The 24,713-nt window shown below is 67.7% G+C and carries 22 protein-coding genes; 21 read left to right on the plus strand and 1 reads right to left on the minus strand.

Going from position 1 to position 24,713, the window contains the following annotated elements; all coding sequences use genetic code 11:
* Positions 1-3 precede the first annotated feature (3 nt).
* Positions 4-1,602 carry an MFS transporter gene (locus BC358_RS03690; RefSeq protein WP_066156459.1) on the minus strand — a complete coding sequence of 533 codons (1,599 nt, stop codon included), beginning with the start codon at positions 1,600-1,602 and terminating at the stop codon, positions 4-6.
* 210 nt (positions 1,603-1,812) lie between these two features.
* Here BC358_RS03690 and BC358_RS03695 point away from each other — a divergent pair, with 210 nt between their 5' ends.
* The 21 genes from BC358_RS03695 to BC358_RS03795 all read left to right on the plus strand — a co-directional run bounded on the left by BC358_RS03695 (position 1,813) and on the right by BC358_RS03795 (position 24,662).
* Positions 1,813-3,456, plus strand: coding sequence for a 3-(methylthio)propionyl-CoA ligase (locus tag BC358_RS03695; RefSeq protein ID WP_066156462.1), 1,644 nt, complete (start codon positions 1,813-1,815; stop codon positions 3,454-3,456).
* 138 nt (positions 3,457-3,594) lie between these two features.
* Positions 3,595-4,827, plus strand: a complete 1,233-nt coding sequence (locus BC358_RS03700; protein WP_066156464.1) for a branched-chain amino acid ABC transporter substrate-binding protein — start codon at positions 3,595-3,597, stop codon at positions 4,825-4,827.
* Between the two features lie 210 nt (positions 4,828-5,037).
* Entirely contained in the window at positions 5,038-6,060 is a 1,023-nt protein-coding gene (locus BC358_RS03705) for a branched-chain amino acid ABC transporter permease (RefSeq protein WP_079364696.1), read from the plus strand.
* 6 nt (positions 6,061-6,066) lie between these two features.
* On the plus strand, positions 6,067-7,359 hold the full coding sequence (locus tag BC358_RS03710) for a branched-chain amino acid ABC transporter permease (RefSeq protein ID WP_079364697.1): 1,293 nt from the start codon (positions 6,067-6,069) through the stop codon (positions 7,357-7,359).
* Positions 7,360-7,400: 41 nt separating this feature from the next.
* Positions 7,401-8,195, plus strand: a complete 795-nt coding sequence (locus tag BC358_RS03715; protein ID WP_066156655.1) for an ABC transporter ATP-binding protein — start codon at positions 7,401-7,403, stop codon at positions 8,193-8,195.
* Between the two features lie 12 nt (positions 8,196-8,207).
* Positions 8,208-8,903 (plus strand): ABC transporter ATP-binding protein, encoded by a 696-nt coding sequence (locus BC358_RS03720; RefSeq protein ID WP_079364698.1) that lies wholly within the window; start codon positions 8,208-8,210, stop codon positions 8,901-8,903.
* A gap of 103 nt (positions 8,904-9,006) precedes the next feature.
* A complete protein-coding gene (locus tag BC358_RS03725; protein ID WP_079364699.1) occupies positions 9,007-11,115 on the plus strand; it encodes a 3-hydroxyacyl-CoA dehydrogenase NAD-binding domain-containing protein in 2,109 nt (702 codons plus the stop codon).
* Between the two features lie 33 nt (positions 11,116-11,148).
* Positions 11,149-12,324: an acetyl-CoA C-acyltransferase gene (locus tag BC358_RS03730; protein WP_079364700.1), complete on the plus strand. Its 1,176-nt coding sequence runs from the start codon at positions 11,149-11,151 to the stop codon at positions 12,322-12,324.
* Positions 12,325-12,359: 35 nt separating this feature from the next.
* On the plus strand, positions 12,360-13,715 hold the full coding sequence (locus tag BC358_RS03735; RefSeq protein WP_079364701.1) for an acyclic terpene utilization AtuA family protein: 1,356 nt from the start codon (positions 12,360-12,362) through the stop codon (positions 13,713-13,715).
* Positions 13,712-14,035 carry a hypothetical protein gene (locus BC358_RS03740; RefSeq protein ID WP_079364702.1) on the plus strand — a complete coding sequence of 108 codons (324 nt, stop codon included), beginning with the start codon at positions 13,712-13,714 and terminating at the stop codon, positions 14,033-14,035. The genes BC358_RS03735 and BC358_RS03740 overlap by 4 nt, the downstream gene beginning before the upstream one ends.
* A gap of 31 nt (positions 14,036-14,066) precedes the next feature.
* Positions 14,067-15,032 carry a tripartite tricarboxylate transporter substrate binding protein gene (locus BC358_RS03745; protein WP_079364703.1) on the plus strand — a complete coding sequence of 322 codons (966 nt, stop codon included), beginning with the start codon at positions 14,067-14,069 and terminating at the stop codon, positions 15,030-15,032.
* 25 nt (positions 15,033-15,057) lie between these two features.
* A complete protein-coding gene (locus tag BC358_RS03750; protein ID WP_079364704.1) occupies positions 15,058-16,881 on the plus strand; it encodes an acyl-CoA dehydrogenase in 1,824 nt (607 codons plus the stop codon).
* Positions 16,882-16,906: 25 nt separating this feature from the next.
* Positions 16,907-17,698, plus strand: a complete 792-nt coding sequence (locus tag BC358_RS03755) for an SDR family oxidoreductase (RefSeq protein WP_079364705.1) — start codon at positions 16,907-16,909, stop codon at positions 17,696-17,698.
* Complete coding sequence (locus BC358_RS03760; RefSeq protein ID WP_079364706.1) at positions 17,699-18,124, plus strand: PaaI family thioesterase; 426 nt, start codon at positions 17,699-17,701, stop codon at positions 18,122-18,124.
* Entirely contained in the window at positions 18,124-18,921 is a 798-nt protein-coding gene (locus BC358_RS03765) for an SDR family NAD(P)-dependent oxidoreductase (protein WP_066156501.1), read from the plus strand. The genes BC358_RS03760 and BC358_RS03765 overlap by 1 nt, the downstream gene beginning before the upstream one ends.
* Positions 18,922-18,940: 19 nt before the next feature.
* Entirely contained in the window at positions 18,941-19,957 is a 1,017-nt protein-coding gene (locus BC358_RS03770) for an NADP-dependent oxidoreductase (protein WP_079364707.1), read from the plus strand.
* Between the two features lie 111 nt (positions 19,958-20,068).
* Entirely contained in the window at positions 20,069-21,721 is a 1,653-nt protein-coding gene (locus tag BC358_RS03775; protein WP_079364708.1) for an isovaleryl-CoA dehydrogenase, read from the plus strand.
* A gap of 25 nt (positions 21,722-21,746) precedes the next feature.
* Positions 21,747-22,682 (plus strand): glutathione S-transferase family protein, encoded by a 936-nt coding sequence (locus BC358_RS03780; protein ID WP_079364709.1) that lies wholly within the window; start codon positions 21,747-21,749, stop codon positions 22,680-22,682.
* Entirely contained in the window at positions 22,679-23,170 is a 492-nt protein-coding gene (locus tag BC358_RS03785) for a GNAT family N-acetyltransferase (protein WP_079364710.1), read from the plus strand. The genes BC358_RS03780 and BC358_RS03785 overlap by 4 nt, the downstream gene beginning before the upstream one ends.
* 26 nt (positions 23,171-23,196) lie before the next feature.
* Positions 23,197-24,102 carry an SDR family oxidoreductase gene (locus BC358_RS03790; RefSeq protein ID WP_079364711.1) on the plus strand — a complete coding sequence of 302 codons (906 nt, stop codon included), beginning with the start codon at positions 23,197-23,199 and terminating at the stop codon, positions 24,100-24,102.
* A gap of 8 nt (positions 24,103-24,110) precedes the next feature.
* A complete protein-coding gene (locus tag BC358_RS03795; protein WP_079364712.1) occupies positions 24,111-24,662 on the plus strand; it encodes a methylated-DNA--[protein]-cysteine S-methyltransferase in 552 nt (183 codons plus the stop codon).
* The last annotated feature ends 51 nt before the right edge of the window (positions 24,663-24,713 follow it).

A 24,713-nucleotide genomic window follows, 5' to 3' on the forward strand; every position in this document is an offset into this window, starting at 1 on the left:
GCTTCAGCCCTGATCCACCGTGGTTTCCATCAGGCTGCGGCGCACCAGCGGCGGCGCCTCGCCGATGTGGAAGGCCAGCTTGCGCAGCCGCAGCGCCTCGTCCGCGGCGGTGACGCGTTCGAAACGCCGCAGGTGGTCGGTCCAGGATTCGTCCACGATCATTTCGACAAAGCGCCCCGGGTCGTTGAGGTCGTGCAGCAGTTCCCAGGACAGGGCGCCATGGCGCAGCCGGCCGCTGCGGCCTTCGGTGAGCATGAGCTCCCGGAATTCGGCGATCCTGGCCGGATCGATCTGGTACTCGATGGTGATCAGCACCCGCCCGTCCGAGGGCGGCGCGTCGTTGGTCGGCAGCGAAAAAACCCTTCTGGGTGTGAGGTCCGCGGGCTGGCTGGTGTCCGGCCGGAAGCGGTTGACCCCCCACATGACCAGCAGGCCCGACACCGCGGCGATGGCCAGGCAGGTGCGCACGTCCGTGGCGGTGGCGATCTGGCCCCACAGCGCGGCGCCCGCGGCGCTGGCGCCCATGATGGCCATCTGGTAGATGGACATGCCCCGCGCGCGGACCCAGTCCGGCAGGTTCATCTGCATGGTCACGCTCAGGGTGTTGGCGGTGGTGATCCAGGCCGCGCCGCCCAGGAACATGGCCGGCACCGCGAGCCAGGGCGAGGTGACCACCGCCATCACCGCCATCGAGGCGGCCTGCAGCGCGGCGCCGCGGAAGACCAGGCCGTCGCGGCTGTAGCGCTTGCGCAGCCGCGGCAGAAACGCGGTGGAGGCGATGGCGCCGGCGCCCATGGAGGCCAGCAGCAGGGTGAACATGCCCGCGCCACCGCCGTCCATGCCCCTGGCCAGCAGGGGCAGAAGGGCCATCAGCGCGGTGGAATGGAAGAAGAAGATGGCGATGCGCAGCAGCGCGCCCTTGAGTGTTTCAGACTGCAGCACATGCTGCAGGCCCACCCGCATGGCGGACAGGAGGCGCTCGCGGCCAAGCGGGTTGGGCACATGCTCGCGCTGCCAGCGGCTGATGATCACCGCGGCCCCGAGGGACAGCACGGCGTTCAGCAGGAAAACCCAGGCGCTGCCGGCGCTGGCGATCAGGGCGCCGGCCAGCAGCGGTCCGAGGATGCGGGACGCGTTCATCGACACCCCGTTCAGGGCCAGGGCCGCCGGCAGCTGCTGGCGCGGTACAAGTTCGGGAACGATGGCGGCGAACACCGGCCAGCGCATGGCCAGACCGACGCCGTTGGCGAAGGTCAGGGCCAGCAGCACCACGGGCGTGACCATGTCCAGGAACACGAGCACGCTCAGCACCGAAGCGACGGTCGCGACCCAGAGCTGTGTGACGAGGAAGTAACGCTTGCGGTCCAGTCCGTCGGCCAGTGCGCCGCTGGGCAGACCCAGCAGGAAGACCGGCAGGGTCGACGCGGTCTGGACCAGGGCCACCCAGATGGGCTTTTCGGTCAGGGACGTCATCATCCAGGCCGCCGCCACATCGTTCATCCACATGCAGACGTTGGCAAACAGCCAGGCGAACCACAGCATGCGGAAGTCCAGATGCTTCAGCGGTGCCACCGGCGAGGTGTCGGGAGGGGAGTCGGGCATGCGCAGGAGGAAAGAGTGGCAGGCTTCGACTCTGTCACAGGACGCGGCGCCAGGCCTACGTGGAAGTACGCAGAAGCGCCCTCGCGGAGTCCCGCGGAAGACGCACAGACCGCCCGTCCATGCTGGGAAGCCCGCCCGGTTTCGGGCATGATGTGGGGTTTCAAAACGAACGACCGTTCTTTTTTGGGCGGCACACACAGGAGATACCCCATGCTGGGCCAGATGCAAAGCCAACCGCTGCTGATTTCCAACCTCATCGTCCATGCGGACCGCCACCACCACAGCACCGAAATCGTCTCGCGGCGGGTCGAGGGCGACATCCACCGCACCACCTGGGGCCAGGTCGCTGCCCGAGCCCGCCGCGTGGCCAACGCGCTGGACAGCTTGCACCTGTCGTTCGGTGACCGCGTGGGCACCCTGGCCTGGAACGGCTACCGCCATCTGGAGCTGTACTTTGGCGTCAGCGGCTCGGGCCGTGTGCTGCACACGCTCAACCCGCGCCTGCACCCCGAGCAGCTGGTCTGGATCGTCAACCACGCCGATGACCGCGCCCTGTGCTTCGACATGAGCTTCATGCCCCTGGTGCAGGCCGTGCACGCCAAGTGCCCGGGCGTCAAGCACTGGATTGCACTGTGCGACGCCGACAAGCTGCCGGCCGACACCGGTATCCCCGGCCTGCTCAGCTACGAGGCCTGGATCGGCGGGGCAGCCGACACCTACACCTGGCCCGAGTTCGACGAGAACTGCGCATCGAGCATGTGCTACACCAGCGGCACCACCGGCAACCCCAAGGGCGCCGTGTACTCGCACCGCTCCACGCTGCTGCACGCCTACGGCGCTGCGCTGCCCGATGCGCTGGGCTGCTCGGCGCGCGATGCCATCCTGCCCGTGGTGCCCATGTTCCACGTCAACGCCTGGGGCCTGCCGTATTCGGCCGCGGCCGTGGGCTGCAAGCTGGTCTTCCCCGGCCCCGCGCTGGACGGCAAGTCGGTCTACGAACTGATCGAAGGCGAGCAGGTCACCATGGCTGCGGGCGTGCCCACGGTGTGGCAGATGCTGCTGGGCCACATGCAGCAGAACGGCGTCAAGTTCAGCACGCTCAAGCGCACCGTCATCGGTGGATCGGCCTGCCCGCCGGCCATGATCGCGGCCTTCAACGACCAGTACGGTGTCGAGGTGCTGCACGCCTGGGGCATGACCGAGATGAGCCCGCTGGGCACGGTCTGCACGCTCAAGAACGCGCAGGTCGCGCTGCCGGCCGACGAGAAGATGAAGGTGCGCCTCAAGCAGGGCCGCAGCGTCTTCGGCGTGGACATGAAGATCGTCAACGAGCTGGGCGAAGAGCAGCCCTGGGACGGCAAGGCCTACGGCGACCTGCTGGTGCGCGGCCCCTGGATCATCGCCAGCTACTTCAAGGGCGAGGGCGGCGACCCGCTGCAGTACGACGCGGCCGGCCGGGGCTGGTTCCCCACCGGCGACGTGGCCACCATCGATGCCGACGGTTTCATGCAGATCACCGACCGCAGCAAAGACGTGATCAAGTCCGGCGGAGAGTGGATCAGCTCCATCGACGTCGAGAACATCGCCATGGCGCACCCCGCCGTGGCCATGGCCGCATGCATCGGCATGAAGCACCCCAAGTGGGACGAGCGGCCCATCGTGGTGGTGGTGAAGAAGCCCGGCACCGAGGTCACGCGCGACGAGCTGCTGGCCTTCTACGAAGGCAAGATCGCCAAGTGGCAGGTGCCCGACGACGTGGTCTTTGTCGACGCGATCCCGCTGGGTGCGACCGGCAAGATGCAGAAGATGACGCTGCGCCAGCAGCTCGCCGGTTACAAGTTGCCGGGCCTCTGAAAACGTCGCGCAGGCGACCTGCTGCGCTACGGAAGTGCAAGCAGAGTCGCCTGTGCGATAGCGCATAGGGCATTCCCTGAGCGGCGTGCAGAGGTACGGCGCTACGCTGCGGTTTTCACCATCTCAAGGAGACCTCACGTGAAGTTCGCACAGCAGACCGTCGCCGCCGCCGTCCTCCTTCTGGCACTCGGAGCCGCCCACGCCCAGAAGGGCGAGACGGTCAAGATCGCGCTGATCGATCCTCAGACGGGCCTGATGGGCCCGCTGGGCCTGAACCAGATGCGCAGCTGGCAGTTCTTTGCTGAGAAGTTCAGCGCCAACAACCCGGCCGGCGTGAAGTACGAGATTGTGGCCTTCGACAACAAGCTCAGCCCGGCCGAGAGCCTGAACGCTCTCAAGGCCGCGCTGGACCAGGGCGTGCGCTACATCACCCAGGGCAACGGTTCCTCGGTGGCCGGCGCGCTGATCGATGCGATCAACAAGCACAACGAGCGCAACCCCGGCAAAGAGGTGATCCTCCTCAACTACGCCGCGGTCGATCCGGACTTCACCAACAGCAAGTGCAGCTACTGGCATTTCCGTTTCGACGCCGACACCTCCATGAAGATGGAGGCCATGACGACCTTCATGAAGGACCAGAAGGACGTCAAGAATGTCTACCTGCTCAACCAGAACTACTCGCACGGCCAGCAGGTCGCCAAGTTCGCCAAGGAAAACCTGGCACGCAAGCGCCCGGATGTGAAGGTCGTCGGCGAGGACCTTCACCCGCTGGCCCAAGTGCGCGATTTCGCGCCCTACATCGCCAAGATCAAGGCCTCGGGCGCGGACACGGTGATCACGGGCAACTGGGGTTCCGATCTCGCACTGCTGGTCAAGGCGGCCAACGAAGGCGGCTACACCGGCAAGTTCTACACCTACTACACCGGTGTGACCGGCACGCCCACGGCGCTCGGCCAGGGTGGCGAGGGCCGGGTGTTCCAAGTGGCCTACTCGCACTACAACATGGGCGGGCAGATGGGCCAGTGGATGGCCGACTTCAAGGCCAAGTACAACGACGACATGTTCACTGGCGCGATCCCGAGCGCGCTGAACGTGCTGAGTCAGGCGATCGCCAAGGCCAAGTCCACCGATCCGGTGAAGGTCGCGCCCGTGATGGAAGGCCTGAAGGTCGCCAACTACAACGGTGAAGTCGAGATGCGCAAGGTTGACCACCAGCTGCAGCAGCCGCTGTACCTGACGGTCTGGCAGAAAGCCGACAAAAAGTACCCCTACAGCCCGGAAAACACGGGCATGACGCTGGCCCCGGTCAAGGAGTTCCCGTCCTACGTGTCCAGCACGCCGACCAGCTGCCAGATGAAGCGGCCGGGTTGAGCTGACACCCCCGCGCCGCTTCGCGTCACCCCCTCCAGGGGGCAACGCGAGCGGCCCGGCGGAGCCGGCTCCGCCGCGTTCTGGAAGCAGGCACCTCGCTCCGCCGTCGAGTGTCGTGTGGACGGCGTGAAACCGGTGGCCTGAGCGGCCATACTCGGTCCGCTTCCGTTTCCCCTCTCCCAACCGCTTCGCCCTCGAAAGGCCTGTTTCATGGAGTTCTTCATCATCTCCATGCTCAACGGCGTGAGCTACGGCTTGCTGCTGTTCATGTTGAGCTCGGGGCTGACGCTCATCTTCAGCATGATGGGCGTGCTCAACTTTGCGCACGCCAGCTTCTACATGGTCGGTGCCTACATCGGCTACACGTTCTCGGGGCTGATCGGCTTCTGGCCGGCGCTGGTGGTCGCGCCGCTGGCGGTGGGCCTGCTGGGGGCGCTGTTCGAGCGCTTGTCGCTGCGCAAGGTGCACAAGTTCGGTCATGTGCCCGAACTGCTGGTCACCTTCGGCCTGTCCTACATCGTCCTGGAGCTGGTGCAGCTGGTCTGGGGCCGCACGGCGGTCGAGTTCGTGCCGCCCGATGTGCTGCGTGGGCCGGCGTTCACGCTGGTGCACCACGCCGATGACAGTCTGGGCATGATGCTCGGCGCCGCCGGTCAGGCGGTCTGCAGCGCAGAGGGCGTGATCTGCACGCCGTTCCCGGCCACACGGGCGCTCATGATGGGCATCGCGGTGCTGATGCTGGTGTCGCTGTGGCTGCTGCTCACGCGCACACGCATCGGCCTGGTGATCCAGGCGGCGCTGACGCACCCCGAAATGGTCGAATCCCTGGGCCACAACGTGCCGCGGGTGTTCATGCTGGTGTTCGGCGCCGGAACGGGGCTGGCCGGTCTCGCGGGCGTGATCGGTGGCAGCACCTTCGTGACCGAGCCGGCCATGGCTGCCTCGGTGGGCTCGGTGATCTTCGTGGTGGTGGTGGTGGGCGGCATGGGCTCGCTGTCGGGCGCGTTCCTGGCTTCGCTGCTGATCGGCGTCATCCAGACTTTCGCGGTGGGCATGGACCATTCCTTCGTGAGCGTGGCGCAGCAGCTGGGCATGCAGCTGTCCGACGCAGCGTTGAACAACGCGGTGCTCAAGCTCACGCTGTCGCAGGTGGCGCCGATCCTGCCCTACCTGTTCCTGGTGCTGATCCTGATCTTCCGGCCCAAGGGTCTTCTGGGCACCCGGGAGGGTTGAACGACCATGAGCAAGACGCACTACGAATTCAAACCCTGGAACGTCGGCCGCTGGATCGTCTGGTCGCTGTTCGCCATCGTGCTGGCCGTGGCACCGATGCTGTTCACCAGCAACCTGTCGGTCACCATGCTCACGCAGATGGGCATCGCCATCATCGCCTGCCTGTCCTACAACATCCTGCTCGGGCAGGGCGGCATGCTCAGCTTCGGCCATGCCGTCTACACCGGCCTGGGCAGCTATGTCGCGATCCATGCGCTCAACGTGGTGTCGGACGGGCAGTGGCCGATCCCGGTCAGCCTGATCCCGGTGGTGGGCGGTTTCGCCGGCCTGTTCTTTGCCGTCCTGTTCGGCTACGTGACGACCAAGAAGGCCGGCACGCCGTTCGCCATGATCACGCTGGGCATGGCCGAACTGGTGTTCGCGATGTCGCTGATGTTTTCCGACTTCTTCGGCGGCGAGGCCGGGGTCTCGGGCAACCGTGTGGTGGGTGAACCCTTCATGGGCATCACGTTCGGCCCGCCGGTGCAGGTGTACTACCTGATCGCGGTCTACACCTTCGTCTGTGTGGCGCTCATGTTCGCGTTCACGCGCACGCCGCTGGGCCGTATCCTGAACGCCGTGCGCGACAACCCGGAACGGGTCGAGTTCATCGGCTACAACACGCAGAAGGTGCGCTACCTGGCCTTCATGATCGCGGGCTTCTTCGCCGGCATCGCAGGCGGCCTGGGCGCCATCAACTTCGAGATCGTCACGGCCGAGGTGGTGGGCGCGGCGCGCTCCGGCGGCTACCTGCTGTTCACCTTCCTGGGCGGCGCCACCTTCTTCTTCGGCCCCATCATCGGTGGCGTGCTGATGGTGCTGGCGGCGGTGCTGCTGTCCGAGCTGACCAAGGCCTGGCTGCTCTACCTGGGCCTGATCTTCCTGTTCATGGTGATGTACGCGCCGGGCGGCATCGCCAGCCTGATCATGATGAACCTGCGCGTGGCGTCCTTTGGCCGGCTGCGCGAGATCTGGGTGTCCTATGTGGTGCTGGGCGTGGCGGCGGTGCTGGTGCTGCTGGGGGCCGGCTCGATGGTCGAGATGATCTACCACCTGCAGCTGAACGCGGCCCTGGGCGACACGGTGAAGTACCTTGGCGTGGAGCTGGACACGCGCGCCGGCACGACCTGGTTCGGTGCGGTGTTCGTCACGCTGACCTGCCTGGGCGTGTTCGAGATCGCCCGGCGCCAGTTCGCCGTGCAGTGGTCGGCCATCCAGACCGACATCGAAAAAGAGATCAAGCGCCGGGAGACGGAATGAGCACCGCGACCAACACCCCCGTGCGGCCGCACGAGCAGGCCATGAGCCATGTGCATTCGGGTGGCTATGCGCTGGAGCTGCGCGATCTGCGCAAGAGCTTCGGCAAGACCGAGATCATCCGCGGCGCCAACCTGGCCGTGCGCGCCGGCGAGCGCGTGGCCATCATCGGCCCCAACGGCGCGGGCAAGTCCACGCTGTTCAACCTGATCTCGGGCCGCTTCGCGCCCAGCAGCGGCGAGGTGGTCCTAAACGGCACCCGCATCGACGGCAAGAAGCCCTTCGAGATCAACCGCCTGGGCCTCTCACGCAGTTTCCAGATCACCAACATCTTCCCCAAGCTCAGCGTGTTCGAGAACCTGCGCTGCAGCGTGCTCTGGAGCCTGGGCTACCGCTACACGCTGTTTCGCTTCCTGGCCGACCTGACCGACGCCAACGACCGGGCCGAAGAGCTGATGAAGATGATCCGGCTGGACAGGAAGCGCGACACCCTGGCGATGAACCTGACCTACGCCGAGCAGCGCGCGCTGGAAATCGGCATCACCATCGCCGGCGGCGCCAACGTGATCCTGCTGGACGAACCCACGGCCGGCATGAGCAAGAGCGAGACCAGCCGCTTCATCGAGCTGATCCGCGAGGTGACGGTGGGCAAGACCCTGCTGACGGTGGAGCACGACATGGGCGTGGTGTTCGGCCTTGCCGACAAGATCGCGGTGGTGGTCTATGGCGAGGTGATTGCCTTCGACACGCCCGAGGCGGTGCGCGCCAACCCCAGGGTGCAGGAGGCCTACCTGGGCTCGGTGCTGGCCGACGAGCAGGCCGCCTCGGCCGGTCACTGAAGGAGGGATGCCATGCTGAAGATCCAGAACCTCCACGCCTACTACGGCAAGAGCCATGTGCTGCACGGCGTGGGCTTTGAAGTGGGGCAGGGCGAGATCGTCGCGCTGCTGGGCCGCAACGGCTCGGGCCGTTCCACCACCGCCAAGGCCATCATGGGCCTGGTCGACTGCGAAGGCACGATCGACTGGAAAGGCCAGGCCATCCGCGGCCACAAGCCCTTCGAGATCGCGCACCGCGGCATCGGCTACGTGCCCGAGAACCGAGACATCTTCCCCAAGCTCACGGTGCACCAGAACCTGCTGCTGGGCCAGAAGGGCAGCGGCAAGGGCTCGCGCTGGGGCTTCGACGACATGTACGCCATGTTCCCGCGCCTGAAGGAGCGGCAGCACACCGAGGCCGGCGTGCTCTCTGGCGGCGAGCAGCAGATGCTGACCCTGTGCCGCACGCTGATGGGCGACCCCGACCTGATCATCATCGACGAGCCCACCGAGGGCCTGGCGCCCAAGATCGTGGAACTGGTGGGTGAGTACCTGCAGAAGCTCAAGGCGCGCGGCATCTCGGTGCTGCTGATCGAACAGAAGCTGACCATCGCGATGGCGATCTCGGACCGGGCGCTGGTGATGGGCCACGGCAGCATCGTGTTCGAGGGCACGCCGGATTCGCTCCGTGCCGATCCCTACACCCGCAAGGAATGGCTTGAGGTCTGACCCGCAAGCGACAAGTGGCGCTTGTCGCGCTGCACAATTTTCCTAAAATCGCACGACCGTTCGTTTTTGAACTGTTTTCCCGTTTCACCCCAGAGGAGACCCCATGACCGCTGAGTACCAGGTCCACGGCGACGTCGCCGTCATCACGCTGAACAACCCGCCGGTCAACGGCCTGGGCCTGTCCACCCGCCAGGCCATCGTCGAAGGGCTGGAGAAGGCCGAGAACGACGCAGCGGTCAAGGCCATCGTGCTGACCGGTGCCGGCAAGGCTTTCTCGGGCGGTGCCGACATCCGCGAGTTCGGCTCGCCCAAGGCGATCCAGGAACCCAACCTGCTCTCCGTCATCCTGCGCGTGGAAAACACCACCAAGCCGGTGGTTGCGGCGGTGCACAGCGTGTGCATGGGCGGCGGCCTGGAACTCGCGCTCGGCGCGCACTACCGCATCGCCGCCCCCGGCTGCAACGTGGCCCTGCCCGAAGTGAAGCTGGGCCTGATCCCCGGCGCGGGTGGCACGCAGCGCCTGCCGCGCGTGCTGGGCGTGGAAGCCGCGCTGAACATGATCGTCAGCGGCGAGCCCGTCAAGAGCGAGATGCTGGCCCAGCTGCCCGGCCAGAAGCTGTTCGACAAGCTGGCCGCTTCGCCCGAGTCGCTGGCCGAAGAAGCACTGGCTTTCGCCCGCGAAATGGCCGCCAAACACGCCGACGGCTCCGCCTTCCCGCTGGTGCGCAACCTGCCCTGCAAGCACAAGGACGGCGACGCCTACTTCCAGTTCGCGCGCAACATGGTCAAGGGCATGGCCAAGAACTTCCCCGCGCCTGCCAAGTGCGTGGACGCGGTGGAGGCCGCGACCAAGAAGAAGTTCAACGACGGCATGGTGTTCGAGCGCGAGATCTTCATCAACCTGATGTGGACGCCCGAGTGCAAGTCGCTGCGCCACCTGTTCACCGCCGAGCGCGCCGCCAGCAAGATCCCCGACGTGCCGGAAGACACGCCCAAGCGCGAGATCCAGTCGGTGGCCGTCATCGGCGCCGGCACCATGGGTGGCGGCATCTCCATGAACTTCCTCAACGCCGGCATCCAGGTGAAGATCCTGGAGATGAAGCAGGACGCGCTGGACCGCGGCATCGCCACCATCCGCAAAAACTACGAAGCCCAGGTCAAGAAGGGCAAGCTCAAGCAGGACAAGTACGAGCAGCGCATGAGCCTGCTGAGCACCACGCTGAGCTACGACGAGATCGGTTCGGCCGACCTGGTGATCGAGGCCGTGTTCGAGGAGATCGGTGTCAAGGAAGCCGTGTTCAAGGAACTCGACCGTGTGATGAAGCCCGGTGCCATCCTGGCCTCCAACACCTCGACGCTGGACGTCAACAAGATCGCCAACTTCACCAAGCGCCCGCAGGACGTGGTGGGCATGCACTTCTTCAGCCCGGCCAACGTGATGAAGCTGCTGGAAGTGGTGCGCGGTGACGCGACCGCCAAGGACGTGCTGGCCACCGTGATGGCCATCTCCAAGAAGATCAAGAAGACCGCCGTGGTGTCCGGCGTCTGCGACGGCTTCATCGGCAACCGCATGATCGAGCAGTACGGGCGCCAGGGCGGCTTCCTGCTGGACGAAGGCTGCACCCCCGAGCAGGTGGACAAGGCGATCGAGAAGTTCGGCTTCGCCATGGGTCCGTTCCGCATGGGCGATCTGGCCGGCAACGACATCGGCTGGGCGATCCGCAAGCGCCGCTACCTGGAAAAGCCGGACATGAAGTACAGCAAGACCGCCGACCTGCTGTGCGAGAAGGGCCGCTTCGGCCAGAAGGTGGGCAAGGGCTGGTACGACTACGTCGAAGGCAAGCGCGACGCCATCCCGAACGCCGAGGTGGTGCAGATGATCGAAGAGCACCGCAAGGCGCTGGGCATCACGCCGCGCAAGATCTCTGACGAAGAGATCGTGCAGCGCCTGGTGTTCTCGCTGGTGAACGAAGCCGCGCACATCCTGGAAGAAGGCATCGCCAACAAGGCCAGCGACATCGACGTGGTCTACATCTTCGGCTATGGCTTCCCGGTGCACCGCGGCGGCCCGCTGAACTACGCCAACGAGGTGGGCCTGTTCAACGTGGTCCAGGCCATGAAGCGCTTCGCCAAGAACCCGCTGGACGACGCGAAGTTCTGGACGCCCGCACCCCTGCTCGCCAAGCTGGCGGCCGAAGGCAAACCGTTCTGATGACCGCACGACCATTGAATTGAGGAACCCATCATGACCAACGCCGTCATCGTTTCCACCGCCCGCACGCCCCTGACCAAGAGCTGGAAGGGCGCCTTCAACATGACCCACGGTGCCACGCTCGGTGGCCACGCGGTGCAGCACGCTGTTGCGCGCGCCGGCATCGACGCCGCCGAAGTCGAAGACGTGATCATGGGCTGCGCCAACCCCGAAGGCGCGACCGGCGCCAACATCGCGCGCCAGATCGCGCTGAAGGCCGGCCTGCCCATCACCGTCTCGGGCATGACCGTCAACCGCTTCTGCTCCTCGGGCCTGCAGACCATCGCCCTGGCCGCCCAGCGCATCATCGCGGGCGAAGGCTCGGTGTATGTGGCCGGCGGTGTGGAAAGCATTTCCTGCGTGCAGCAGGAAATGAACCAGCACATGCTCAAGGACCTGGCGCTGGAGAAGCAGAAGCCCGAGATCTACTGGAACATGCTGCAGACCGCCGAACAGGTGGCCAAGCGCTACGGCATCGGCCGCGACGCCATGGACGAGTACGGCGCCGCCAGCCAGCAGAAGGCCGCGGCTGCGCTGGAGGCTGGGTTGTTCAAGGCCGAGATCGCGCCCATCACCGTGACCGCCGGCGTGGCCGACAAGGTCATGGGCCTGATGACCAAGCAGGTCACGGTCGAGAACGACGAGGGCATCCGCCCCGGCACCACCTTCGACAGCATCCACGGCCTGCGCTCGGCGCTGCCGGGTGGCCTCGTGTCGGCGGGCAACGCCAGCCAGTTCAGCGACGGCGCGGGCGCCTGCGTGGTGATGGACGAAACCCTGGCCGAGAAGAAAGGCCTGAAGCCGCTGGGCCGTTTCCTGGGCCTCGCGGTGGCTGGTTGCGAGCCCGACGAAATGGGCATCGGCCCGGTGTTCGCCATCCCCAAGGTGCTTTCGCGCCTGGGCCTGAAGGTCAGCGACATCGACCTCTGGGAACTGAACGAGGCCTTCGCGGTGCAGGTGATTTACTGCCGCGACAAGCTGGGCATCCCGGCCGACCGCCTGAACGTCAACGGCGGCGCCATCGCCGTCGGCCACCCCTACGGCGTGTCGGGCCAGCGCCTGACCGGCCACGCGCTGATCGAAGGCAAGCGCCGCGGCGCCAAGCGCGTCTGCGTGACCATGTGCATCGGCGGCGGCATGGGCGCGGCCGGCATCTTCGAAGTCCTGTAAACGCCCGCCGCCGGTCCGATCAGGAGACTCAGCAGATGAGGCCCTACCGGATCGGCGCAGGCGCAGGCTACGCCGGGGACCGGATCGATCCGGCCCTCGACCTCGCCGAACGCGGGCGGCTCGATGCCCTGGTGTTCGAGTGTCTGGCCGAACGCACCATCGCGCTGGCGCAGCTGCGCCGCCGTGCCGACCCCGCGCAGGGTTACGACCCGCTGCTGGCCGCACGCCTGCGCGCGGTGCTGCCGGCCTGCCTGCAGCAGGGCACCACCATCATCACCAACATGGGCGCGGCGAACCCGCTGGCCGCCGGACACGCCGCGCTGGCGGTGGCGCGCGAACTGAAGCTGTCGAAGCTGCGCGTGGCCGTGGTGCTGGGCGACGACGTGCTCGACTGGGTCCGGAAGAACGATGCGCCGCTGCTCGACAGCGCCGACACGGTGCGCTCGCTGGACGGGCGGCTGATCTCGGCCAATGCCTACCTGGGCGCCGACGCGCTGCTGCCGGCGCTGGCAGCGAAGGCTGACTTGGTCGTCACCGGCCGTGTGGCCGACCCCTCGCTGTTTCTCGCGCCGCTGATGCAGCACTTCGGCTGGGCGGCCGACGACTGGCCGCTGCTCGGCAAAGGCCTGGCTGTGGGCCACCTGCTCGAATGCGCGGCCCAGGTCAGCGGCGGATACCTGGCCGACCCAGGCCGGGTGGATGTGCCCGAGCTGCACCGCGTGGGCTTTCCGCTCGCCGAGGTGGATGCCGACGGCGGTGTGGTCATCACCAAGCTGCCGGACACCGGTGGCCGGGTGGACCGGCTCAGCTGCACCGCCCAGCTGCTGTACGAGGTGGAAGACCCGGCGGCCTACCTGCAGGCCGATGTGACGGGCGACTTCTCACAGGTGCGGTTGACCGACCTGGGCGGGGACCGCGTGCGGGTCGACGGCGCCAGCGGTCGAGCGAGGCCCGACCAGCTGAAGGTCAGCCTGGGCTACAGCGACGGCTTCATCGGCGAAGGCCAGATCTCCTATGCCGGGCCGGGCGCCCGCGCGCGCGGCGAGCTGGCGCTGGACATCCTGCGCCACCGCCTGGCCGACACGGGGCTGCTGCCCTCGCTCGCCGGGTGCGAACACCGCGCCGAACTGATCGGCGTCAACGCCATGCACGGCGCTGGGCTGGGTGCCGACCGAGAGCCGTATGAAGTGCGGGTGCGGCTGGCGGTGCGCTGCGCCACGCGCGCCCAGGCCGAGCGCGTGGGCCAGGAGGTGGAGGCGCTCTACCTCAACGGGCCGGCGGCCGGTGGCGGTGTCACACAGTCGGTGCGCGAGGTGGTGGCGGTGGCTTCCACGCTGATCCCGCGCGAGGCGGTGCAGACCCGGGTGGAGGTGCTGGAGTGGGCCGCATGAGCAACCCCCCTCGCCGCATCCTGAGGGACATCGCCCTGGCCCGCTCCGGCGACAAGGGCAACCGCGCCACGCTCAGCGTGATCGCGCTGGACCCGGCAGACTTTCCGTTGCTCGAACGCCTGCTGACGGCGGAACGCGTGCAGGCGTTTTTCGCGGGCGTGGTGGGCGGCGAGGTGCAGCGCTTCGTGCTGCCACAGCTGCACGCCGTGCACTTCGTGATGCATGATGCCCTCGCCGGGGGCGTCACCCGTTCGCTGGCGCTGGACGCCCACGGCAAGACCCTGAGCGCGGCGATCCTGGATCTGCCGCTGGACGACTGAGTTCCGATTCACACCACAAGGAGACAAGACGATGCGAACCCTGACCCGAGTCATCGCCGCCGCCGCGGCCACACTGGCCTGCACCGCCGCCCTCGCGCAGACCTACCCGGACAAACCCATCAAGGCCGTGGTGCCGTTTGCCGCCGGCAGCGCCACCGACCAGATCGGCCGCGCCTTCGCGCAGAAGATGCAGGAGGCCCTGGGCCAGCCTATCGTGATCGACAACAAGCCCGGCGTGAACGGCATGCTGGGCGCCGACGCGGTGGCCAAGGCCGCGCCCGACGGCTACACCATCCTCATCGGCACCAACAGCACCAACGCGGCGCTCAAGAGCCTGATGAAGCAGCTGCCCTACGACCAGGACAAGGCCTTCGCGCCCGTGGCCTACATGGGCTCGGTGCCGCTGATCATTGCGGTGAACCCGGACGTGCCGGCCAAGACGCTCAAGGAACTGGTCGACATGGCCAAGGCCAAGCCCAAGAGCATCAACTTCGCCAGCGCCAGCACCTCGCAACTCGTCTCCACCGAGATGCTGGCCGGCATGGCGGGCATCGAGCTGACCAACGTGCCCTACAAGAGCGGCCCCGCCGCGATGACCGACCTGATTGGCGGCGTGGTGCAGATGTTCAGCGCCGACTTCGCGGTGATGCTGCCGCAGGTCAAGGCCGGCAAGGTGCGTGGCCTGGCCGTCACCTCCACCAAGCGCTCGCCGGCCGTGCCCGAGCTGCCCACGGTCAACGAGGCCCTGGGCCTCAAGGACTACGAGCTGATCGCCTACTTCGCCATGTATGTGCCCGCCGGCACGCCGGCCGATGTGATCGCCAAGCTCAACAAGGCAGCGAACGCCGCGGCCAGCAGCAAGGAGGTGCAGGAGAAGTTCGCCGGCATCGGCTTTGCGGTCGAACCCGGCACGCCCGAGGACCTGGCCAAACGCGGCGCGACCGAAACCGCCAAGTGGGCCAAGGCCATCAAGGACGCCAAGATCGAACCGCAATAAGCCAACCCTACCGTTCTCTCCGACCATGAGCCTGCGCCCCACCATCGACTTTCTGCTCAACGACTGGCTGTCGGTCGAGCGCCTGAACCAGCGCGAGCGCTTTGCCGACCACAGCCGCGAGACCTTCGACGCGGTGCTCGACACCTGCGAGCGCATTGCGCGCGAGAAGTACGCGCCCTTCAACCGGCTGGTGGACACGCAGGAGCCGCACTTCGACGGCGAGAAGGTCATCCTGCCGCAGGCCACGCACGATGCGCAGAAGGCCTACGCCGAGAGCGGCATGCTGAGCGCGGCGCAGGACTACGACATCGGCGGCATGCAGCTGCCCTACACGGTGGAAGCCGCGGCCAACGCCTTCTTCGCGATGGCCTCGGTCTCCATCGGCAGCGGCCTGCTCACCGTGGGCAATGCCAACCTGCTGATGGCCCACGGCAGCGAGGCGCAGAAGCGGGTGTTCGCGCTCAACGAGTTCTCGGGCCGCTGGTCGGGCACCATGTGCCTGTCCGAGCCGCAGGCTGGTTCGTCGCTGAGCGATGTGGCGACGCGCGCCGTGTCCGATGGGGCTGGTTTTGAGAGCGATCCGCTCGGCCCGCGCTACCGCCTCAAGGGCAACAAGATGTGGATCTCGGCCGGTGAACACGAGCTGACCGAGAACATCATCCACCTGGTGCTGGCCAAGATCCCCGATGCCGAAGGCAAGCTGGTGCCGGGCACCCGCGGCATCTCGCTGTTCATCGTGCCCAAGAAGCTGGTGGACGCCGACGGCAACCTGACCGGCGAGCGCAACGACGTGGCGCTGGCCGGGCTCAACCACAAGTGCGGTTGGCGCGGCACCACCAACACGCTGCTGAACTTCGGCGAAGGCAGGTACCCGGTGCGGGGTGAATCCGGCGCCGTGGGCTACCTCGTCGGCCAGCCCGGCAAGGGCCTGCAGTGCATGTTCCACATGATGAACGAGGCCCGCATCGGTGTGGGCATGGCGGCCACCATGCTGGGCATGGCGGGCTACCACGCGAGCCTGGACTACGCGAAGAACCGACCACAGGGACGGCCGGTGACATCGGGCGGAAAAGACGCCGCCGCCCCCCAGGTGCGCATCATCGAGCACGCCGATGTCAAGCGCATGCTGCTGGCGCAGAAGAGCTACGCCGAAGGCGCGCTCGCGCTGGAACTCTATTGCGCCCGTCTGGTGGACGAACAGCACACCGGCGCGCCCGAGGCGGCCGATGATGCGCGACTGCTGCTGGAGGTGCTGACGCCGATCGCCAAGAGCTGGCCCAGCGAGTGGTGCCTGGAGGCGAACTCGCTGGCCATCCAGGTGCACGGCGGCTACGGCTACACGCGCGACTTTCCGGTGGAACAGTACTGGCGCGACAACCGGCTGAACATGATCCACGAGGGCACGCACGGCATCCAGGGCATGGACCTGCTGGGCCGCAAGGTGCTGATGGAAAACGGCAAGGGGCTGGCGCTGCTGGCCGGGCGGATCAACGCCACCATCGAACGCGCGATCCAGGTGCCCGAACTGGCTGCGCACGCCAACGCGCTGGGCCAGGCCTTGCAGGACGTGGGCGCCACCACCAAGGCCGCCTGGGCCACCGCCAACCCGACCGAAGCCCTGGCCAACGCCGTGCCGTATCTGCAGGCCTTCGGCCACACGGTGCTGGCCTGGATCTGGCTCGACGTCGCCCTGGCCGCGCACGCCGCCCCCGACAGCAGCGCCCGCACCGGCCGCCTGGCCGCGGCGCGCTTCTTCTTCCACTACGAACTGCCCAAGATCGGCGCCTGGCTGCAGGTGGTGCGCACGCGCGACCTGACCTGCGCCGATCTGGCCGAAGACGCTTTCTGAACCTTCCCATTCCAAGGAGACATTCATGACCCGCACCATCACCCAGCTGTTCGACCTCAAGGGCCAGACCGCGCTCATTACCGGCGGCTCGCGCGGCCTGGGCCTGCAGATGGCCCACGCCCTGGGCGAAGCCGGCGCGCGCGTGGTGATCAGCTCGCGCAAGGCGACCGATCTCGAAGAGGCCACGGCCGAACTGCAGGCCGCCGGCATCGACGCGCGCTGGATCGCCGCCGACTGCCAGCACGAGGAAGACATCCGCCGCCTGACCAGCGAAACCCTGCAGCGCGTGGGCGACGTGGACATCCTGGTCAACAACGCCGGCGCGGCCTGGGGCGCACCGGCCGAAGACCACCCGCTGGAAGCCTGGGACAAGGTGATGAACCTCAACGTGCGCAGCTACTTCCTGCTGAGCCAGCTGATTGCCAAGGGCAGCATGATCCCGCGCAAGCGCGGCAGCATCATCAACACCGCGTCCATCGCCGGCCTGGGCGGCAATCCGCGTGGCATGAACACCATCGCCTACAACACCTCCAAGGGCGCGGTCATCAACTTCACCCGCGCGCTGGCCGCCGAGTGGGGTCCGCACGGCATCCGCGTCAACGCCATCTGCCCGGGCTTCTTCCCCAGCAAGATGACGCAGGGCACGCTCAAGGCCATGGGCGAGGAGCAGCTGGCCGCGCACGCGCCGCTGGGCCGCCTGGGCGACGACGAAGACCTCAAGGGCCTGACCGTGCTGTATGCCTCCGACGCTGGCAAGCACATCACCGGCCAGTGGCTGGCGGTCGACGGCGGCGTCTCGGTCATCACGGGAGGCTGAGTGAAGTTCTCGGTCCACATCCCCTTCGTCGAACTGCTCGGCTTCGAACTGCAGAAGTTCGAGGGCGGCGAGGCCACGATCTGCTTCGACCCCAAGCCCGAACACCAGAACTCGTTCAACGTGGTGCACGGCGGCGCCAGCATGACGCTGCTGGACGTGGTGATGGCGCACGCCGCCCGTTCGGTGGAGCCGGCCATGGGCTGCGTGACGGTGGAGATGAAGACCAGCTTCATGCGCCCCGCCAAAGGCGCGCTGACCGCGCACGGCACGCTGCTGCACCGCACCCCGACCATGGCCTTCACCGAGGGGCGCATCGTGGACGCAGCGGGCAAGCTCTGCGCCCACGCCACCGGCACCTTCAAGTTCGTGCCGCGCCTGCCGGTGGGCAAGTCCACCAACGAACTGAACCCCCTCAAGACCGACTGATGAGCAATTCCGCCACACCCGTCGCCTTCGTCACCGGTGCCGCCCGCGGCATCGGCCTGGCCATCGCGCGCTGGTTCTTCCACCAGGGTTACCGCGTCGCGGTGATCGACAACGACGCGCCGACGCTGACGGCAACGGAAGCCACCCTGCGTACCGAACTCGGCGCCCGCGCCAGCGACCTGCTGGTGATCCACGGCGACGTGTCCGACCCGGCGCAGGTGGCGGCCGCGGTGCAGCGCATCGAACAGACCTTCGGCCGGCTCGACGCCCTGGTGAACAACGCGGGCGTCGCCACCTTCAAGCCGATTGGCGAGACCAGCTTCGACGAATGGCGCTGGGTGATGGCGACCAACCTCGACGGCCCCTTCCTCTGCGTGCAGGCCTGTGCGCCGCTGATGCTGAAGAACGGTGGTGGCGCGGTGGTCAACATCGCGTCCATCTCGGGCCTGCGCGCCAGCACGCTGCGCGTGGCCTACGGCACCTCCAAGGCCGCGCTGATCCACCTCACGCGCCAGCAGGCGGTGGAGTACGGCAACGCCGGCATCCGCGTCAACGCCATCGCGCCCGGCCCGGTGGAAACCGAAATGGCGAAGAAGGTGCACACGCCCGCCATCCGCGCCGACTACCACGACACCATCCCGCTGGCCCGCTACGGCAGCCTGGAAGAGATCGCCAACGCGGTCGGCTTCCTGTGCAGCCCGCAGGCCAGCTACGTCAATGGCCAGGTGCTGGCGGTCGACGGCGGCTTCGACGCCGCCGGTGTCGGCCTGCCCACGCTGCGCCGCCCCGCCCCCTGAACATTCCAAGGAGACTTCCATGGCCACCAACCGACAGATCCTGCTGGACAACCGCCCCGAGGGCGAAGCCACCGTCAACAACTTCAAGCTGGTCACCACCGAAACCCCGCCGCTCAAGGACGGGCAGGTGCTGGTGCGCCACCATTTCCTGAGCCTGGACCCCTACATGCGCGGGCGCATGAACGACAGCAAGAGCTACGCCGCCTCGCAGCCTCTGGGCGAAGTGATGATCGGCGGCACGGTCGGCGAGGTGGTCGAGTCGCGCCATCCGAAGTTCCTCACCGGCGACCGCGTGGTCGGCATGGGCGGCTGGCAGGAGTACAGCGTGGTCGACGCGCTGCAGCCCGGCGCGCTGCGCAAGGTCGACACCACGCATGTGCCGCTGTCCTACTACCTCGGCGCGGTCGGCATGCCGGGCGTGACGGCCTGGTACGGCCTGGTGAAGATCATCAACCCCAAGGCCGGCGAGACCATGGTCATAAGCGCCGCCACCGGCGCGGTGGGCAGCGCCTTCGGTGCGCTGGCCAAGGCGCGCGGCTGCCGCGTGGTCGGCATCGCGGGCGGGCCGGAGAAGTGCGCCTACGCCGTGAACGAACTGGGCTTCGACGCCTGCATCGACTATCGTGCGCACAAGGACATGTACAGCCTGGCCAAGGCGCTCAAGCAGGAGTGCCCCAACGGCATCGACGGCTACTTCGAGAACGTCGGCGGCATGGTCCTCGACGCCGTGCTGCTGCGCATGAACGCCTTCGGCCGCATCGCCGTCTGCGGAATGATCGCGGGCTACGACGGCCAGCCCCTGCCCCTGGCCAACCCGGCGCTGATCCTGATCAACCGCCTGAAGGTCGAAGGCTTCATCGTCAGCGAGCACATGGAGGTCTGGCCCGAGGCGCTGACCGAACTGGGCACGCTGGTGGCGCAGGGCAAGCTGCGCCCGCGCGAGACGATCGCGCAGGGCCTGGAGAACGCGCCCGAGGCGTTCATGGGCCTGCTCAAGGGCAAGAACTTCGGCAAGCAACTCGTGAAACTTGTGTAACCCCCCGCGCCGCCTGCGGCGTCACCCCCCAGGGGGCGCCACTGGCGGCCCGGCAAAGCCGGTTCCGCGGTGGCCTCGACCGAAGTCATCGCTCTTGTTGGAGGTGTCTTCATGAACACGACCCACGAAGTCTTCAACCAGCCCGAGCCGCTGGTCGACGTCAACCTGTTCGACGGCAACCGGCCGATGCAGGACGCGCTGAAGTTCAACGCGCCGGCGCTGGTCACCACCCACCTGAGCGCCCTGGGCCAGCAGGTGGGCAGCGCCGAGATGCAGCAGCACGCGCGGCTGGCCAATGTGTTCACGCCGCAGCTCAAGAGCCACAGCCGCTTCGGCCACCGCATCGACCAGGTGGAGTTCCACCCGAGCTACCACGCGCTGATGACGGCGGCCACGGCCTCGGGCCTGCACGGCACACCGTTCTCCGACGCCGAGCAGGCCTCGGGCACCGCACACGTGAACCGGGCGGCAGCCTTCATGCTCTTCACCGAGCTGGAGCCGTCCGTCCTGTGCCCGATCTCCATGACCTATGCGGTCACGCCCGCGCTGCAGGGCAACCCGGCCATCTACGCCGACTGGTCGCCGCAGCTCACCAGCCGCGCCTACGACCCGGCGCTCAGGCTCTGGAAGGACAAGCCCGGCGTGACCATGGGCATGGGCATGACCGAGAAGCAGGGCGGCTCCGATGTGCGGGCCAACACCACGCAGGCCGTGCCCGATGGCTCGGACCACTGGGGCCTGCGCTTCAAGGTGACGGGCCACAAGTGGTTCTTCTCGGCGCCGATGTGCGACGCCTTTCTGATCCTGGCGCAGACGCCCAGCGGCCTGTCCTGCCTGTTCCTGCCGCGCGTGCTGCCGGACGGAACGCTGAACCAGCTGTTCATCCAGCGCCTGAAGGACAAGCTGGGCAACAAGGCCAACGCGAGTGCCGAGGTGGAGTTCGCGGGCGCCACCGCCTGGCTGGTGGGCGAGGAGGGCAGGGGTGTGCCGCAGATCCTGGCCATGGGCACCATGACGCGGCTCGATTGCGCGCTCGGCACCAGCGCGCTGATGCGCCAGGCCCTGTCCCTCGCGCTCAACCACACTTCGCAGCGCCAGGCCTTCGGCAAGGCGCTGATCGATCAGCCGCTGATGCAGAACGTGCTGGCCGACCTGGCGCTGGAGTCCGAAGCCGCGACCGCGCTGGCCCTGCGACTGGCGCGCAGCTTCGACCGCGCCGCCAGCGACGAGCACGAGCGCGTCATGCAGCGCCTGCTCACCCCCGTGGCCAAGTTCTGGATCTGCAAGCGCGGCAGCTACTTTGCGCAGGAAGCCATGGAATGCCTGGGCGGCAACGGTTATGTGGAAGAGGGCGGCGAAGGCGTCATGGCCCGCATCTACCGCGAGATGCCGGTGAACTCGATCTGGGAAGGCGCCGGCAACATCATGGCGCTGGATCTGCTGCGCGCCCTGCGCAAGGCCGACGCGGCTGCCGCACTGGCGCACGAACTCGCCCCCGCCAAAGGCATGCACCCCGCACTCGACCAGCTCGCCGCCAGCCTGCCCACGCGCGTGGAGCTGATGGCCACCGAGATCGAAGCCCGCCGGCTCGCGCAGGACGTGGCCCTGGCCGTGCAGGCCGCGCTGCTCGCACAGACCGCGCCGCCCGCGGTGTTCGCCGCCTTCTGCGACTCGCGCCTGGACGGGCACTGGGGCCACAGCTTCGGCTCGCTGGGCGCCGGCACGGACTTCGCCACCATCATCGCCCGCGCGCAGCCGCGCTGAAACCCCATCACCGACGGAGCCCCGCATGACCACGCCCATCCTCCACCACTACCCGATGTCGCCCTTCGCCGAGAAGGCGCGGCTCATGCTCGGCTTCAAGGGCCTGGCCTGGCAGAGCGTGTACATCCCCAGCGTCATGCCCAAGCCCGACGTGGTGGCGCTGACCGGCGGCTACCGCCGCACGCCGCTGCTGCAGATCGGCGCCGACATCTGGTGCGACACGTCGTTGATCGCCACGGTGCTCGAACATCTGCAACCCGGGCCTTCTCTGTTCCCCGAGCACCTCAAGGGTCTGGCGCGCATCGTCGCGCAGTGGGCCGACACGGACCTGTTCTGGCCAGCCATGGGCTACACGCTCAGCCCCAAGGGCGCGGCCGCGATGTTCGCCAACCAGCCGCCCGAAGCCGCACAGGCCTTTGCGGCCGACCGCGGTGCGATGAGCGCGGGCATGACCCGCCTGCGCCCCGGCGACGCCACCAGCGCCTACCGCAGCCACCTGCGGCGCCTGGCGAACATGCTGCACGAGCAGCCCTTTCTGCTGGGCGAGGCGCCCTGCATCGCCGATTTCGCGGCCTACCACCCGCTGTGGTTCACCCGCGTCATCAACCCCGCCATGGCCGGCATCCTGGACGCCACGCCCGGCGTGCTGGCCTGGATGGACCGCATGGCCGCCATCGGGTACGGCCAGCCGTCCAAACTCACCTCCACCGAGGCGATTGCCATCGCCGCCGCGGCCGAGCCCGCGCCACTGCCGCAGGAGGCCTTCCAGGACGACCACGGCATCGCCCTGGGCAGCCGCGTCACCGTGGCGGCGCAGAGCTTCGGCACCGAGACCACCGAGGGCACGCTGGTGGCCGCCACCCGCACCCACTACACGCTGGCCCGCACCGACGACCGCGCCGGCCGCCTGCACGTACATTTCCCCCGCATCGGGTATGTACTGAAGGAAGTGAAAGCTTGACCGGAACCACCGTTTTCCCCCATGGCGCCGCTCTGCAGTGGCGCTGCCTGCCGTTCCACGCGCTGAGCGCCGAGACCCTCTACCGCCTGCTGCGCCTGCGCAGCGAGGTGTTTGTGGTGGAACAGGCCTGCGTGTTCCTGGACATGGACGGGCTGGACGCGCAGTGCCTGCACGTATTGGGCGAGGTCGTGGATCAGGACGGCACTCCGCACCTGCACGCCAGCACCCGCCTGGTCCCCCCAGGCGTGGCCTTTGCCGAGGCCAGCATCGGCCGCGTGGTCACTGCGCCGGCCGCGCGCGGCGGCGGCATCGGCCACGCGCTGATGGCCGAGTCGGTGCGCCTGCTGGAACAGCTCTGGGGCCCGCAGCCCATCCGCATCGGCGCGCAGGCGCACCTGGAGCGTTTCTACAACCGCCACGGCTTCGTCTCGGACGACAAGCCCTACATCGAGGACGGCATTCCGCACCTGGAAATGATCCGTCGCTGAACAACACCACAGAAGGAGACAAACACGTGATTTCAGACTTCCAAGGCAAGACCGCCGTGCTCACCGGCGCCGGCTCCGGCTTCGGCCTCGAATGCGCGCGCATCGGCGCGACGCTGGGCATGAACCTCGTGCTGGTCGACGTGCAGCCCGACGCGCTGGACAAGGCCCGGGCCGAGCTCGAAGCGGCCGGCGCCCCCGTGCTGGCCCGCAAGGTCGACGTGTCCAGCGCCGATCAGATGGAGGCCCTGGCCCAGGCCGTGCAGCAGCGCTTTGGCGCGCCGCACTTCGTCTTCAACAACGCGGGCGTGGGCTCGGGCGGCCTGGTGTGGGAGAACTCCGTCAAGGACTGGGAGTGGGTGCTGGGCGTCAACGTCTGGGGCGTGATCCACGGCGTGCGCCTGTTCACGCCGATGATGCTGGCCGCCGCCAAGGCCGACCCCGGCTACCGCGGCCACATCGTCAACACCGCCAGCATGGCCGGCCTGCTGACCCCGCCCAACATGGGCATCTACAACGTCAGCAAACACGCCGTCGTCAGTCTCTCCGAAACGCTCTACCAGGACCTGAAGCTGGTGACGGACCAGGTCGGCGCCAGCGTGCTCTGCCCGTACTTCGTGCCCACCGGCATCAGCCAGAGCCACCGCAACAAGCCCGCCGGGCTGGCCGACGAGAAGCCCACGCAAAGCCAGCTGATCGGCCAGGCCATGAGCGACAAGGCCGTCAGTTCGGGCAAGGTCACCGCCGCGCAGGTGGCCGAGATGGTGTTCCACGCCATGCGGCACGACCAGTTCTACATCTACAGCCATCCCAAGGCGCTGGGCAACGCGCAGAGCCGCTTCGACGCCATCGTGGCAGGTACCAACCCGCCCGACCCGTTTGCCGAACGGCCCGAAATCGGCGAAGGGCTGCGCCAGGCGCTGCGCGCCGGCTAATACCTGCCATGGACAGCGCCACCGGCCACACCCTGTTCGACACCGCCATCGGCGTGTGCGGCATGGCGTGGGGGCCGGCGGGCATCACCGCGGTGCAGCTGCCCGAGCCCACGCCCGAGGGCACGCGCCAGCGCCTGCTGCGCAGCCTGCCGGAAGCGGTGCCCGAGGCCGAGCCGCCGCCCCCGGTCCAGTCGGCCATCACCGAACTCAAGGCCGCCCTGCGCGGCGAGCGACCTGCCGACCTGCGCCACCTGCCGCTGGACATGTCGCGCCTCACGCCCTTTCTGCAGCGCGTGTACGAACGCACCCGAGCCATCCCGCCCGGCCAGGTGCTGACCTACGGCGAACTCGCCGCCGAGATGGGCGACAAGCACCTCGCCCGCGCCATCGGTCAGGCCATGGGGGCCAACCCCTTCGCGCCGGTCGTGCCCTGCCACCGCGTGCTGGCGGCGGGCGGCCAGCCCGGGGGCTTCTCGGCCAGCGGTGGCGCCATCACCAAATGGCGCCTGCTGGAGATCGAGGGCTACCGGCCCGGCGGTCAGTCCTCGCTGTTCGACTGACGCCCGGCGGCCGAGGCACAAGGTTGTTCGGGTGGTGCCAGGCGGCATTTT

The sequence above is a fragment of the Hydrogenophaga sp. H7 genome (assembly GCF_002025745.1).
GTDB classification, from domain to species: Bacteria; Pseudomonadota; Gammaproteobacteria; order Burkholderiales; family Burkholderiaceae_C; genus Hydrogenophaga; species Hydrogenophaga pseudoflava.